This is a genomic window from Chlorobaculum parvum NCIB 8327 (assembly GCF_000020505.1).
Taxonomy (GTDB): Bacteria; Bacteroidota; Chlorobiia; order Chlorobiales; family Chlorobiaceae; genus Chlorobaculum; species Chlorobaculum parvum_A.
In genome coordinates this window covers 1,556,359-1,569,370 of sequence record NC_011027.1, presented here as the reverse complement: position 1 = coordinate 1,569,370, position 13,012 = coordinate 1,556,359, and the positions used below count along the sequence as shown (strand labels likewise).

Annotated in this window: 12 protein-coding genes; 2 read left to right on the top strand and 10 right to left on the bottom strand. The window is 58.1% G+C overall.

Annotation, left to right across the window (positions count from 1 at the left end):
- Nucleotides 1–666, top strand: a complete 666-nt coding sequence (locus CPAR_RS11185) for a hypothetical protein (protein ID WP_041466168.1) — start codon at nucleotides 1–3, stop codon at nucleotides 664–666.
- Complete coding sequence (locus CPAR_RS11180) at nucleotides 663–2,099, top strand: intermembrane phospholipid transport protein YdbH family protein (protein WP_232203954.1); 1,437 nt, start codon at nucleotides 663–665, stop codon at nucleotides 2,097–2,099. The genes CPAR_RS11185 and CPAR_RS11180 overlap by 4 nt, the downstream gene beginning before the upstream one ends.
- A gap of 39 nt (nucleotides 2,100–2,138) precedes the next feature.
- Here CPAR_RS11180 and CPAR_RS07265 read toward each other — a convergent pair whose 3' ends face one another.
- The 10 genes from CPAR_RS07265 to CPAR_RS07220 all read right to left on the bottom strand — a co-directional run bounded on the left by CPAR_RS07265 (nucleotide 2,139) and on the right by CPAR_RS07220 (nucleotide 12,619).
- The gene (locus tag CPAR_RS07265) at nucleotides 2,139–2,495 is read right to left on the bottom strand and encodes a DUF2023 family protein (protein WP_012502666.1); all 357 of its coding nucleotides are present in this window, start codon (nucleotides 2,493–2,495) and stop codon (nucleotides 2,139–2,141) included.
- A 52-nt stretch (nucleotides 2,496–2,547) separates the two neighbouring features.
- Complete coding sequence (locus tag CPAR_RS07260; RefSeq protein ID WP_012502665.1) at nucleotides 2,548–2,769, bottom strand: FeoC-like transcriptional regulator; 222 nt, start codon at nucleotides 2,767–2,769, stop codon at nucleotides 2,548–2,550.
- Nucleotides 2,770–2,848: 79 nt separating this feature from the next.
- A complete protein-coding gene (feoB, locus tag CPAR_RS07255) occupies nucleotides 2,849–5,203 on the bottom strand; it encodes a Fe(2+) transporter permease subunit FeoB (RefSeq protein ID WP_012502664.1) in 2,355 nt (784 codons plus the stop codon).
- On the bottom strand, nucleotides 5,203–5,382 hold the full coding sequence (locus tag CPAR_RS07250; RefSeq protein WP_012502663.1) for a FeoA family protein: 180 nt from the start codon (nucleotides 5,380–5,382) through the stop codon (nucleotides 5,203–5,205). The genes feoB and CPAR_RS07250 overlap by 1 nt, the downstream gene beginning before the upstream one ends.
- A gap of 46 nt (nucleotides 5,383–5,428) precedes the next feature.
- A complete protein-coding gene (locus tag CPAR_RS07245; RefSeq protein ID WP_012502662.1) occupies nucleotides 5,429–5,704 on the bottom strand; it encodes a FeoA family protein in 276 nt (91 codons plus the stop codon).
- A 14-nt stretch (nucleotides 5,705–5,718) separates the two neighbouring features.
- Nucleotides 5,719–6,741 (bottom strand): LbtU family siderophore porin, encoded by a 1,023-nt coding sequence (locus CPAR_RS07240; RefSeq protein ID WP_012502661.1) that lies wholly within the window; start codon nucleotides 6,739–6,741, stop codon nucleotides 5,719–5,721.
- Between the two features lie 611 nt (nucleotides 6,742–7,352).
- A complete protein-coding gene (locus CPAR_RS07235; RefSeq protein WP_012502660.1) occupies nucleotides 7,353–7,937 on the bottom strand; it encodes a nucleoside deaminase in 585 nt (194 codons plus the stop codon).
- Nucleotides 7,938–7,974: 37 nt separating this feature from the next.
- Nucleotides 7,975–9,111, bottom strand: a complete 1,137-nt coding sequence (locus tag CPAR_RS07230; RefSeq protein ID WP_012502659.1) for an osmoprotectant NAGGN system M42 family peptidase — start codon at nucleotides 9,109–9,111, stop codon at nucleotides 7,975–7,977.
- The gene (gene ngg / locus CPAR_RS07225; RefSeq protein ID WP_012502658.1) at nucleotides 9,108–10,844 is read right to left on the bottom strand and encodes an N-acetylglutaminylglutamine synthetase; all 1,737 of its coding nucleotides are present in this window, start codon (nucleotides 10,842–10,844) and stop codon (nucleotides 9,108–9,110) included. The genes CPAR_RS07230 and ngg overlap by 4 nt, the downstream gene beginning before the upstream one ends.
- Nucleotides 10,841–12,619 carry an N-acetylglutaminylglutamine amidotransferase gene (locus CPAR_RS07220; protein ID WP_012502657.1) on the bottom strand — a complete coding sequence of 593 codons (1,779 nt, stop codon included), beginning with the start codon at nucleotides 12,617–12,619 and terminating at the stop codon, nucleotides 10,841–10,843. The genes ngg and CPAR_RS07220 overlap by 4 nt, the downstream gene beginning before the upstream one ends.
- Between the last annotated feature and the right edge of the window lie 393 nt (nucleotides 12,620–13,012).

The window sequence follows — 13,012 nt, the reverse complement described above, 5'->3', positions numbered from 1 at the left end:
GTGAAATGGCTTCTCCGAATTCTCGTAGCGCTTGTATTCCTGGCGACGGCTGTTCTTGCCGGTGCGTGGCTCTTTTTTCCGTGGTATGCCCCCGCACTTGTTGAGCGACTGATTGCCCGGAATGGCGTTGCCATCGAACTGAGCGACGTCAAGCGCCCCGGCTTTTCAGGCATCGGTTTCGGCAGGCTTGAGGCTACGGTGACCACCGAACCAGACTCATGCGATACCATAGCTCCGAGTTACGCCCTGAAGCTTCTGAATGGCCGGGTTTCATGGCGTCGCATCGCGGCAAAAAACAATGCAGCCTTTAGCCTTCAGCTTGACGCCGATTCGGTGTCGGTGCGCCAGACCCCTTCGGATATTCGCTTCAGCCAGGCAAAGCCCCGCCTTCGTGCGCGCATCGACTTGTCAAAATCTGCCGGTTTTTTGCCCTCCGTTTCGCCCGATTCGATTACCACGAAGATCAGCAACGGCATCGTCGAAGCCGGGCAGTTGCGTCTCGAAAAGCTCTCCTATACTGTGCTGCTTACCAGGACGAACAACTGGGTGCAGCAACCGGCTCGTTTCCGCGCCGACTCGCTGTTGTCGGGCAATACCGCGACGCCGCTGAGTGACATCAAGGCGACTTTCGGCCTGAAAAAAGTCCGGAAAAGCCCTGCACGATAACTTTCACCGACTGCTCGGCACAGCTTTTCGGCGTCAGAGCTTCCGCTCCGAAAGTTGAATTCAACCTCCGAAACAAGCGCACGGCATTCGAGCTTAAGGTCGATAACGTGCCGCTTGCGGAGCTTTCGCCGAAAACCGGGAAAGCTGCTATAACCGGCAAACTCAGTGGCGTTATTCCTGTCGAGTACCTCGACTCTACAATCCGGATCAACAACGGGACCATTGATGCCGAGAAAGGTACAAAGATCGCTTTCAAGACCGACAAGACGACCGTCACGTTTGATGCGGGACACCGCCCAAGCGAATCGCCGCTTATCGCAAATCTCAACGCGCTGGTGAGCCTCGATACCGTCGATGGCTCTCTGTCGGCGATTACACTCAAGTCCTTTTCGGCCCGGTTGCTGGACGGACGCATCAACTCGACACCGGCCCGGTACGATCTCGATTCAGGTACAACGGCCGCTACCATCAACATTGACAACGCTTCGATTCTTGACCGTCTGCGCTTGCAAGGCGAGTTCAGCGGCAAACTGAAGGGCAGGATTTCCGGCTCGTTTCCTGTTCGTCTCACACGCAATGGTTTTGCTATCGATAATGCCAGGCTCTCAGCCCAAGGCTCCAGCTCGATCCTGCAGACGGTGGCGATACCGCCATCATCCGGGGAGGAGAGGCTGTTCTCGAAGGCGGGAAGCAGTGAGGTGCAATGGGATTTCACCGATCCGGTCATTGTGCTGAACCGCGCTCCAGCAGGCAAAGTGACGATGGACATCAATCTCAAAAGCCTGAAACGCAAGACTGGCAGCGGTGAGTTGCTTCTCACGTCGCCCAAAGGCAAGCTCACGATGTTCGCTCATCCTGCCCGTCCGACACTGCTTTCCTTGTCTGACTTTTCGGCGGGCCTTCTCGATGGCACGGTTGCTGTCGAGCGCATGGATTACGACCTTGCAACGAAGCATACTGAAACCCGCGTGCAGCTCAACGGCATTCCCATCCAGTCACTGCTTGACCTGCAAGGTGCTTCCAAACTTTCTGCGACCGGCACTATCCGCGCGACGATTCCGCTCGTGCTCGACAACAACGCATTCAGCATTCCTGATGGCAACATGGATGCGGAGACGAAGGGAACCATCACCTATTCGACCACCCCGGAAGAGCGTGCCGCTGCCGGGGCCGGTATGCGCCTGACCTACGAAGCGCTTGGCAATTTCTTCTACTCCGAACTGATCTCTACCATCACCATGACGCCTGACGGCAACTCCCTGATTTCGATCAAGCTCAAAGGTCGCAATCCCGATTTCCAGAACAATCGCCCGGTGAACCTCAACCTCAACATTGAGCAAAACCTGCTCGACCTTTTCAGAAGTCTCACGCTTTCATCGGACATCGAAGAGGCGATCTCGAAGAAGGCGCTGGAGAACAGCCAGAAGAAATAATGCTGGCGATGAAGCGCAGATTCACTCAACTCAATGGGTTCATGCGCACTTCTGCATGAGCGGCTTGCTGGTGGCGTCCATCGCGCTTTTTTTCAGATACCGTTCACACTGCTTGCGAATATCGTAACCGAGCATCGAGCCGAGCACAAAATCCTCCTCCGGTGTCAGATCGCGGAGCTTCTTCTCCCCGCAGATCAACCGGACAACCGTCACGCATTCCGGGGCGCCGAAAAACACGTTGATCGTCTTTGTTCCAGCCGCATGAATGTGGTAGTCGATGCCGAACCTGCGCAATCTGGCTGTCGCCTCGGCCATCTTTCCAACGGGCAGGGTGTGCATTACCAGACTCCGCAGCCCTTTGCGGAATTCGTAAATATGATGGATCAGAACTTTCATAGTCGTGGTTTCGTGAATTTTCGAGAAAGAGCGGGAATGCCGGAGGGCCGGGTCAGTTGATCCACTCATACCGTTTGTGCCTCATCCCGCCGCACTTGCCGCAACAGGCCGATCCGAACGCATCGTGCTGCTTGGCTGCGACGCGCCCCTTGAGAATCCAGTGATCGAGCATCGACTCGACCAGCGAAGAATCAGCTTTGAAGTGGTTCGCGATCTGCTTGAGCGAAGCGCTCTGTTCTTGCCGGAGATAGTCTCGAATATCAGTTAAGCTCATGATTGTAAAAGGTTATGGCTGTTGTAAAAAGGTTGCAATGGCGGGAGAGTGGGAGATTCTCCCGCCATCGTCATCAGAATCACGCACCTTCTCTCTTCGAAAATGCACCGTTCCCGGCCAGATACATCAGCGTCACCGCGACGGCAAGCACCAACAACATCACCGCGACCCATGCGGCGGAGGTGCCGGGGTGCGCTCCCCACGTGCCGATCTGGTAGCTGAGCACGGCGAAGACGTAGGCCAGGCCTGTCGTCCACGCTCCGGCGAAGAGCGTCCAGGCGAGGTTGGTTTCGCGATAGACCGCTGCGATGGCCGCCACGCACGGGAAGTAGAGCAGGATGAACACCAGGTAGGCGAACGCCCCCGCCGTGCCGTCGAAGAGATTGACCATCGAGCCGAAGATCGATGAGCCGACACCCTGCTCCTCGGCCACCGCGCCCCGGTCGCCGACGTTGATGCCAAGCGGATCGAGCAGCGATCCGGCGATGCCCGCCAGATTCTCCGGAATCGTGGCGAACGCTTCGCCGAGGCTCGCCATGAGGCTGAAGCCTTCGTCTGAACCGTCAGCCATGTCGTTCGCATCCATCGCCGCGTAGAGATTGTCGAGCGTGCCGACCACCGCCTCCTTGGCGAAGACGCCGGTGAAGAGACCGACGGCGGCGGGCCAGTTCTCCTCCTGCACGCCGAAGGGCTGGAACACCGGCACGAGCGCCTTGCCGGTGGCGGCAAGCACGGAGTTGTCGCTCTCCTCGTTGCCGAAGCTGCCGTCGGTGCCGATGGAGTTCATGAAGCCGAGCACCACGATCACCGGTACCAGCACCTTGCCTGCCTTGACAAGGAACGAGCCGAGCCGGTCGCCGACGCGGAGCGCAACGCCTTTGAAGGTCGGCAGGTGGTAGGGCGGCATCTCCATGATGAAGGGGGACGGATCACCTTTGAGCAGCGTTTTTTTGAGGATGAAGCCGGTCATGATCGCCACGGCGATGCCCATCAGGTAGAGCAGAAACACAAGGTTCTGCCCGCCGGTCGGGAAGAAGGCCGCCGCAAAGAGCGCATAGACCGGCATCCTCGCGCCGCAAGACATGAACGGCGTCATCATCACCGTCATGATTCGGTCGCGCTCGTCGCTCATCGTGCGGGCGGACATGATCGCCGGAACGTTGCAGCCGAAGCCGACCAGCAGCGGAATGAACGCCTTGCCGGGCAGGCCGACGGCCCGCATCCCGCGATCCATCACGTATGCCGCGCGGGCCATGTAGCCGGAGTCTTCGAGAATCGACAGGAAGATGAACATGAAGCCGATGGGCGGAATGAAGGTGGCCATCGTCTGCAACGCCCCGCCAACGCCGCTGGCGAGCAGCACCGTGAGCCATTCGGGCGAACCGACCGCTCCGAGTACGCGACCGAATCCATCGACGAAGAGCGCACCGGCGGCGATGTCGAAAAAGTCGATGAACGCACCGCCGAGATTGATCGTAAAGAGGAACATCAGGTACATTACGCCAAGGAAGAGCGGAATGCCGAGAAAGCGGTTCAGCACCAGCGAGTCGATCTTGTCGGAGAGCGACTTTTCGGTGCTCTCCTTGCGGGTGATGGCTGCCGCCGAAAGGTCGGAGACGAGCCGGTAGTGCGCATCGGCGATGACGATGTCGGGATCGTCGCCAAGCGCATCGGCAGTCCGCTCCCGCTCCTCGGCGAGCGACGAACGGGTCGCACCGTCGAGCCGCGCCTCCAGCTCGTGGTCGTGTTCGAGCAGCTTCATGGCGAACCAGCCGGGATCGTAGCCGAAAGCGCGAGCGTGGTTGGCGGTCGATTCGGCAACCCGTCGGATCGCCTCGTCAAGCTCCGCTGGAAAGCGCACCTTCGATCCAGGCGCGGAAGCCCCGCCGGTCGTAAACCCTTTCGCGATGGCCGCTTTCAGCTCCGCGACTCCTTCGCCGCGCGACGCCACCATCGGAATGACCGGACAGCCGAGCAGCGACGAGAGCCGCGCCGGATCGACCGAAATGCCGCGCTCTTCCGCCGAATCGACCATGTTGAGCGCCACCACTACTGGCACGCCCATTTCGAGCAGACGGCTGGTGAGGTAGAGGTTTCGGTCGGGATTCGAGGCATCGACGATGTTGACGACAAGTCCCGCCTCCCCGGAGAGGATGTAGCTTCGCGCCACCTCTTCGTCCTGCGAAAGCGACGAGAGCGAGTAGATGCCGGGCAGATCGACCAGCTCGTATTCCTCGCCGTCGTGGCGGAAGCGCCCTGTCTTTTTATCGACCGTCACGCCCGGCCAGTTGCCGACCCGCTGGTTCAGCCCGGTCAGGGCGTTGAAGAGCGTCGTCTTGCCACAGTTGGGATTGCCCACCACGGCCACGATTCGCTGGAGCGGCGAGGCCAGAGCCTTCGCGCTCGTCCGTTGTTTCTGTGCAGCCAGTTCCATCAGCGCACCTCCTCGACCGTGATGTTCTCGATGTCGGACTTGCGCAGTGACAGCCGATAGCGGCGAACGGTCATCTCGACCGGATCACCCAACGGCGCGATGCCTTCGATGCGGACAACCTCGCCGACCAGCATTCCCATCTCGGCCAGCCGCCTCCGCAGCCCGCCCGACGACGGCATGGCGACAATCCGCGCGGATTGTTCCTTTTTTCTAGTTCAGACAATTTCATGATGCAATCCTCCTGACCATGACGCGCATGGCGATTCCCCGGCCAATAGCCACCTTGCTGTCGTGTACCCGCACCAGCAGTGGCATCCCCGGACTGTTTTCGATGATTTCAATGGTCTGACCGACGGAAAATCCCATCTCGGCCAGACGTTTTCCATTTTCCCGGCCATACGAGTGATGACGATGACCGTGCAGGCCGGCCTGAGACCGGCCTGGCCGGAGGTTGACGATCTCGCCAACCTCCCCTTTGCCAAGCATTCCTAACGGAGCCATAACCACACGCCTCCTCAGAATTCCATGGCCAGTTGCAGCGTAAACAGGTCGCGATCGCCCTTTACGCCCTCATCGACCCGGCCGTTTTCGCGCAGATATTCGAGCGCTACCGCCGTATTTTCCATGAACTCGTAGCCGATGGTCGCGCCATACTGCCGACGGACGTCGAAATCGGTCGCGCCCGCGTAGCGCAGCGTTACCGCCACCGGTTCGGCGATGGCGTACTCAGCTTCGAGGTTCCACGCCAGCGGCTTACGGCCCGTACGATCACCATCGGCAAACTCATCGAGCGCCGTGATGTACTCCGCCCGCAGATCGACCGGCCCGAAGCCCGCCATCGCCGAAAGCCCTACGCCGCCGACCAGCTTCGAAGTGCTGCCGTCGAGCGCCTCGTAATCATCGCTCAGTCCGTCGGTAGCCGCGATATTGTTGGTCCACGAAGCGCCGACGCGATAGCGCAACTCCTCGCTTTCGTCGTCAGCCACGCACAAAGCGGCGACGATGGTATTGACCGCATTGTCGCCGCCCTTCTGCACATCGGCTTTGAACGCCGACACGCCTGCCACGAAAAGCTCCGATTCATAGCCGAGCGTCACGGTGCCGTGGTGCTTCGTTTCGGCTAGTTCGAGCGTCACCGGATCGGCCACCATGCCGGTCGAAAAATCACCGAACGACTGGGTGATGCGGCCAGCCTCGACGAACAACGGAAGGTTTGCCGGAGTAATGCGAACGAACGCCTCGTCCACCAGCAATTCGTCGTCGCCATCCTCTTCGTACAGCAGCGTCGCGAAACCGGAAACCCGGTCGTTCAGCTTCGCTTTGAGACCAAGCTCGAAGGTTGAAAGAGTAATGTCTGAAGAGGTTTTTCCATCTGAGGGGTCAGTGATGGAGCCCTCGGTCTCGATAAGACCGCCAACGGCAAGAGTGTCGCCAACTGGCCCCGAAGCTGCGCCATCGGCTTCAGCCGCATACAGGCCTTTCGAGCAGAGTACGCACAATGCGACAAGGGTAAGGGTTTTGGAAAAAGGGATGTTCATGGATCAGAATGATTTGAGATTGATGGAGATGCGCACCCAGAATGGGGCGCAGAAACTCGATCAACATAGTATTTAATTAGATTAAATAAAAATAAGAGGGAGGTGAAAATCATTTGTCCGCCTAAATCAGCACTCAGCGTTCAATCAGGCACGCTGTCATAATGCTGGTGATATGCTTGAATTCAGGGAAAAGTCGAAACGAAAGGGAAGTTTTCTGCAGATTTCTTCCGATCTGCAGAATCGGTCATACTAGTAGCAGAAAAAACTATCGACACCGAAAGGGATAACGCAACGCACAACAACTACTCAGCGTGCATATGATTTGGATTCGTTATAACGAAATCGCAGAAATTATGCGATAAAACCTTGTTATTTTAGCTGTTTATTACTATAATAATAGCGCGTTACTTCTGTTTTTCGTATTCAGCTTTTTGCTAAGCAATACGTTTTATGCATGGTAACGTCCTACTAAATATCTTCAACTTGTCGGAAACATCCGTTACCCGGCAAGATCAAGTGCCCGGCAGGGGAAAACCCCTATCCCCTGTCAGTGCACTTTAGCAGTCTGTTATCATCGAAACACCTTGCCGGTAGCAGATAGAAAGTAGCGCTCAGCTCTCCTTGGAGTTGTAGATACGGCCACCGGATTGTTGATACAGTAACAACACCTTACGCGCTCGTTCACGCTCAACGTCGGTGCTCACTTGAATACCCCTCGATTCAAGCTCCGCTATCCAGTTTTCCGGTTTTGCACCCTCATCAAATCCTATCGATTTCGCGTCTTCGCTCTGTGCGCCGGTCGCGACATACTGTACCCCTGACCAGGGAAGAGCCCCGAAACACATCGCGCAGGGCTCAGCGCTGGAGAGCAGCTCATGCGCTGGCATGCCGGGGTCACCGAGATCGTAGGTGTCCAATTGCTGTTGCGCCAGCATGATGGCCACCATTTCGGCGTGCAGGATCGAAGAGTTTCGGGAAACAACGAGATTGACGCCGAGCGATACCAGCTTGCCGGTTTCATGCTCGAACACAGCTGCGGCAAACGGCCCGCCCGTTTTTTCCTCAATATTTCTTCTCGCAGCTTCGATCACGAACCGCATTCGTTCCTCAAGTACAACGGATGCCCGGTAGCTTCCGGCATATTCTGCCAGCCATTCCGGGAGCGTAAATTCTATTATGTTTGGCTGCTTCGTCACGGTTTTTTCGACGGTCTTTTTCAGATAATGCTCGGCCTCACGCCTTCTTTTTCAGCAACGCTCGGCGTTTGCGGACCTGAAGCATCGGGAAGCTTTCGAGCGGGCCGAGTTTGTTTTTGTCGTGCTTGATGCGCGGCGTGGTCTGCAGATAGGCGCAGATGAGGTTGGTGAGCGAAACGAGCGAGTCGATGTGCGTGCGCTCATAGCCGTGCGAGGCTTCAAGGCCGAAGCAGATGAGCGCGGTGCGGATGTCGTTGCCAGCCGAGAGTGCGGAGGCGGCGTCGGAACGGTAGTGGCGGAAGAGGTCGCGGACGTAGGGGATATCGTTGTCTTCGCAGATCTGGATGAGCCGGTGGGTGAGGTGGTAGTCGTAGATCGCGCCCTGGTCGCGCATGGCGATGATGACCGTGTCTTCGCGCGAGTTCTGGCCGGGCGCGACCGTGGAGTTGTCGATGGCGACCATCGCGGCGATGTTGCCGGTGAGGATCGACGACGCGCCGGTGCCCTCCTCTTCGGTGATGGTGAAGAGCGGATGGCAGTTGACCGGCAGCGTGATGCCTGCCTCTACAATCGCCTTGATGGCCGTGAGCTGGCAGGCGACGCCGGCTTTGTTGTCGAGATGCCGCGCCTTGATGAAGCCGCTTTTCGTGATTTCCGGATTGGTATCGACCGCCACGAAGTCGCCGATGTTGAAGCCGAGTTTTTCCAGCCCCGCCTTGTCATATACCTTTTCATCCACCCGCACTTCGAGGTTGTCCCACGATACCGGCTGGGTGTCGATCTCCTCGTTATAGACGTGCCCCGAGGCTTTGAGTGGCTGGATGGTGCCGCGGTACATGTTGTCGTCGGTGTAGATGGTGACGCGCGCGCCCTCGGCGAACCGTGCCGACCAGTGGCCGATCATGACGATGCCGAGCCGTCCGTTGCTTTTCAGCTCGCGCACCATCGCGCCCGTGGTGTCGAGATGGGTGACGATGGCACGGTCGAGGTTCGGCTGTTCGCCTTTCAGCGTTGCCCGAATCGCGCCGCGACGGGTCAGCTCGAAGGGCACGCCCATTTTCACCAGCTCGCGCCCGACGAAGTGGACGATCTCGTCGGTGTAGCCCGTCGGGCTGGGAATCTGGAGCATCTTGAACAGAATGGAGCGGAGGTAATCGGTATCGATGTTGATCATGAAATCGCCCTTGCAATGCTTTGCGGAAACAGAAAATCGATGAAGCGCTCGGCGGTCGGTTGCGGCTCGTGGTTGGCCAGCCCCGGCCGTTCGTTGGCTTCGATAATGACATAATCGCTCTTCTCGGGCGATGATACAAGAAAATCGAGTCCGGTAACCGGAATGCCGAGAATGTCAGCGGCTTTACAGGCGGCCTTGCCAAGCTCAGGATGAAGCTGGTCGGTGACGTCGTGAATCGTACCGCCGGTGTGCAGGTTGGCCGTTTTGCGCACTTCGAGCTCCTCGCCTTTCGGCAGGATGTCGTCGAGTTTGTAGCCTTTCAGGCCGATGGTGCGCTGAAGCTCGTCGTCGATGGGAATCCGGCTTTCGCCCTGCGATGCCTTTTCCCTGCGGCGGCTCTGCTTTTTGACGAGGTCGAGAATCGAGTGCTGCCCGTCACCGGTGATTTTCGGAGGTCGTCTGACCGCGGCGGCAACCACTTCGTAGTCGATCACGATGATGCGCAGATCCGCGCCTTCGACCATCTCTTCGAGCAGCACCTTGGAGCAGATCGCTCCGGCGGTTTTGATCGCCTGTTCAAGCTCTTCGGTAGTGGTGATCCCAACCGTGATGCCCTTGCCCTGTTCGCTGTCGGCTGGCTTGACCACCAGATGCCCGTGTTTTTCGAGGAAGCGGATGTTTTCTTCCGGGCTGGTGGCGACCTGCTGATCCGGAACCCTTAGCCCGGCGGCGGAGAGCATGCGGTGCGTGGTCTGCTTGTCGGCGCAGCGGCTCATGGCGATGGCCGAGGTCAACTCGGTCAGCGATTCGCGGCACACCACGCTCGCTCCACCCCACGAAAGCCGGAAATAGTTATCGACCGGATCGAGCACATCAACGCGAATCCCACGGCGGCGAGCCTCATTGATGATGATGGTCGAGTAAGGATTCAGCTCCGCTTCAGGCTGCGGGCCGGAGAAGAGCCGCTCGTTGATCGCGTTTTTGTTCTTGACGGTGAAGACCGGAATCTGCACGAAGCCGAGCTTTTTGTACATCTCGATGGCCGCGCCGTTGCTGTGCAGCACCGAAAGGTCAACGAAGCTCCGGCCTTTGGCTTTGTAATGTTCCGCCACCGTCTGCACCACCTGAACCCCGAGTCCCGAATGCCTCGCTTGCGGATCGACCGCCAGCGCCCAGAGACTCGACCCGTTTTCCGGATCGTCGAATGCTGCCTTGTGGTCGATGGTCATGCACACGGCGATGACCTGATCCGTATCATCGTCCACGGCGACCCAGTAGTCGATGCACTGCTTTGCGGCGATTTCTCTCAAAAATTCCGGATCGGCAGGTACCATGTTGTGCACGTTGTAGATCCAGTTGACTCGGTCGATATCCTTTGCCGGATCGAGCTGACGAACCGAAAACATGCCACTCGACTTCTGTAGCGGAGTGTAGTCATCGAGCCACAAGCGGAAGGTATACGACGGGTCGATGAACAGGTTCTGCGGCGCGTACGAGAGCACTACCTGCGGATCGCGCAGATAGAGGGCGATGTCACGAAAGCCCTCTTTTTCCTGACGCAGTATTTCGGCGATCCGGGTGTTGTCGTGAAAGGTGTGGCCGAAAATGACGCGCCCCCATCCGCACTCGATGATCACGTTCTGCTTTGGTAACTCTGCCGGTTGCCCCCAGCTTTTCATGCTGGGGGACTGCATCGGTACCAGAGTCTCTTCACTTCGGTGTTTTCTTGTCATAGTCCCTGCTCCTGTAACCAGTATTCGAGAAGCGTGATCTGCCAGAGCTTCGAGCCGCGCAACGGTGTGATGTGTTCCTTCGGCGCATCGAGCAGCATGTCGACATACTCTTTTTTGAAGATGCCCCGCTGCCGGGCCACGTCGCGATTGAGCACGCTTCTGGCCATGTCGAGGTAGTCGCCTTCGAGGTACTTCAGCGCCGGAACAGGGAAGTATCCCTTCGGCCGGTCGATCACCTCGTGGGGAATGATGCGGCGCCCGACCTCTTTCAGCACATACTTGCCGCCGTCCGGCACCTTGTACTTGCCAGGGATTTTCGCCGCCAGCTCGACCAGCTCGTGATCGAGGAACGGCACGCGCGCTTCGAGTCCCCAGGCCATCGTCATGTTGTCCACCCGCTTGACCGGATCATCGACCAGCATCACGTTGCTGTCGAGCCGCAACGCCTGATCGATAGGCTCCTCCGCACCGGGCGCTGCAAAGTGGTTCGCGACGAACGCCGTGGCGTAATCCTCCTTGCAGTAGTTTGACGAAACCGCCTGGCAATACTCGTCGAAGTCCCGGTCGAAAAAGGCGTTCCGGTAGGTCTCGACCGCCGAGGCCGGAGTCGCCTCCATCATGGGCGGGTACCAGTGGTAGCCCGCGAACACTTCGTCCGCTCCCTGCCCGCTCTGCACCACCTTGACGTGTTTGCTCACCTCGCGCGAGAGCAGGTAGAAGCCGATCACGTCGTGGCTCACCATCGGCTCACTCATCGCCCGGATGCAGTCGGAGAGGTGGGTCTGCAACTCGCGGTGATCGACAAAAATCTTGTGGTGGTGCGTCGCGTAGCGCTCGGCGATGATGTCCGAGTAGCGGAACTCGTTGCCCTCCTCCTCGGCCACATCCTCGAAGCCGACCGAGAATGTGTTGAGATGCTTTTGCCCCAGCTCGCTCAGCAACCCGACGACAAGCGACGAGTCCAGTCCACCGGAGAGCAGTACGCCGACCGGCACGTCAGCCACCAACCGGCGTTTGACGCTCGTCAGCAGGCTCTCGTACACCATGTCGATCCACTCCTCTTCGGAACGTTTCAGCTCCTCATCGGTGCGGCTGTAATCGGCCTGCCAGTAAGTTTCGATGGTCGCCTGTCCATCGGGCTCAACCGTCATCGTGGTTGCAGGTGGAAGCTTTTTGACGCCGTTGAAGATCGTGTGCGGCGCAGGCACCACCGCGTGGAAGCTCATATAATAGTTCAGGGCGACCGGACCGAGCGAGGTGTCGATGCCGCCGGATTTCACCAGCGCGGGCAGCGACGAGGCGAACCGCATCAGCGAGCTGTTCCTGTGGTAGTAAAGCGGCTTGATGCCGAGCCGGTCACGCGCAAAAAAGACCCGCCCGCTGTCGCGCTCCCACACGGCGAACGCAAACATGCCCTGCAGGTGCAGAACGCAATCGCGCCCCCATGCGTGGTAGGCCTTGACGATCACCTCGGTATCGGAGTGGGAAAAGAAGGTGTACCCTTTTTGCTGAAGCTCGTCGCGCAATTCGGGGTAGTTGTAAATCGCGCCGTTGAAGACCAGCGTCAAGCCGAGCTGGCTATCGACCATCGGCTGCGAAGCGTGGTCGGAAAGATCGATGATTTTCAGCCGCCGGTGCCCGAAACAGACCCGGTTGTGAGCGAAAAGGCCCTCGGCGTCAGGCCCTCTGGGTTCAAGAATGTCGATCATACGACCAACCGCCTCCGACGAGGCCGCCACGCCATCGAAACGCAGCTCTCCGGCAATTCCACACATTATGATGTTCTTCTGTATCGTTCAGATTACGCCTGGGTCGGTCGCCGCATCAATCCTGATGTAGCTGACACTGTTAATGCGCAATATTTTTCTGCGCTTTGCCAGGGATCACTAAAGAATGGGTGATAAAAAACTCAAGTGACCTAATATAATGAACTTTGCCGGGGGGATAAAGGATGGCACGAAAACGTGTCACAGACAGGCCTGATCGTTGCTGGACGCGTGGGTTTTTCGGGAATTCCGACCTTGAGTGAGATTTGTTTTTCAGCACAAGTCCTGTCCCGGATTCAACACTGCTCTTGATGTAATCAATCGAGACACCTATATTCCCGCCTGATTTTGCTGTTTGGCCCGCCGAATTTGTTTCGATTTCTCCTGTCCTTCGCTTTTCAG

What these genes read in the sequence shown, in the direction of transcription:
- CPAR_RS07260 (WP_012502665.1), bottom strand. Translation starts at nt 2,769, where the DNA reads ATGAGCTTAACTGATATTCGAGACTATCTCCGGCAAGAACAGAGCGCT.
- CPAR_RS07265 (WP_012502666.1), bottom strand. Translation starts at nt 2,495, where the DNA reads ATGAAAGTTCTGATCCATCATATTTACGAATTCCGCAAAGGGCTGCGG.
- CPAR_RS07220 (WP_012502657.1), bottom strand. Translation starts at nt 12,619, where the DNA reads ATGTGTGGAATTGCCGGAGAGCTGCGTTTCGATGGCGTGGCGGCCTCG.
- CPAR_RS07230 (WP_012502659.1), bottom strand. Translation starts at nt 9,111, where the DNA reads ATGATCAACATCGATACCGATTACCTCCGCTCCATTCTGTTCAAGATG.
- ngg (WP_012502658.1), bottom strand. Translation starts at nt 10,844, where the DNA reads ATGACAAGAAAACACCGAAGTGAAGAGACTCTGGTACCGATGCAGTCC.
- CPAR_RS07245 (WP_012502662.1), bottom strand. Translation starts at nt 5,704, where the DNA reads ATGGCTCCGTTAGGAATGCTTGGCAAAGGGGAGGTTGGCGAGATCGTC.
- CPAR_RS07240 (WP_012502661.1), bottom strand. Translation starts at nt 6,741, where the DNA reads ATGAACATCCCTTTTTCCAAAACCCTTACCCTTGTCGCATTGTGCGTA.
- CPAR_RS07250 (WP_012502663.1), bottom strand. Translation starts at nt 5,382, where the DNA reads ATGCCGTCGTCGGGCGGGCTGCGGAGGCGGCTGGCCGAGATGGGAATG.
- feoB (WP_012502664.1), bottom strand. Translation starts at nt 5,203, where the DNA reads ATGGAACTGGCTGCACAGAAACAACGGACGAGCGCGAAGGCTCTGGCC.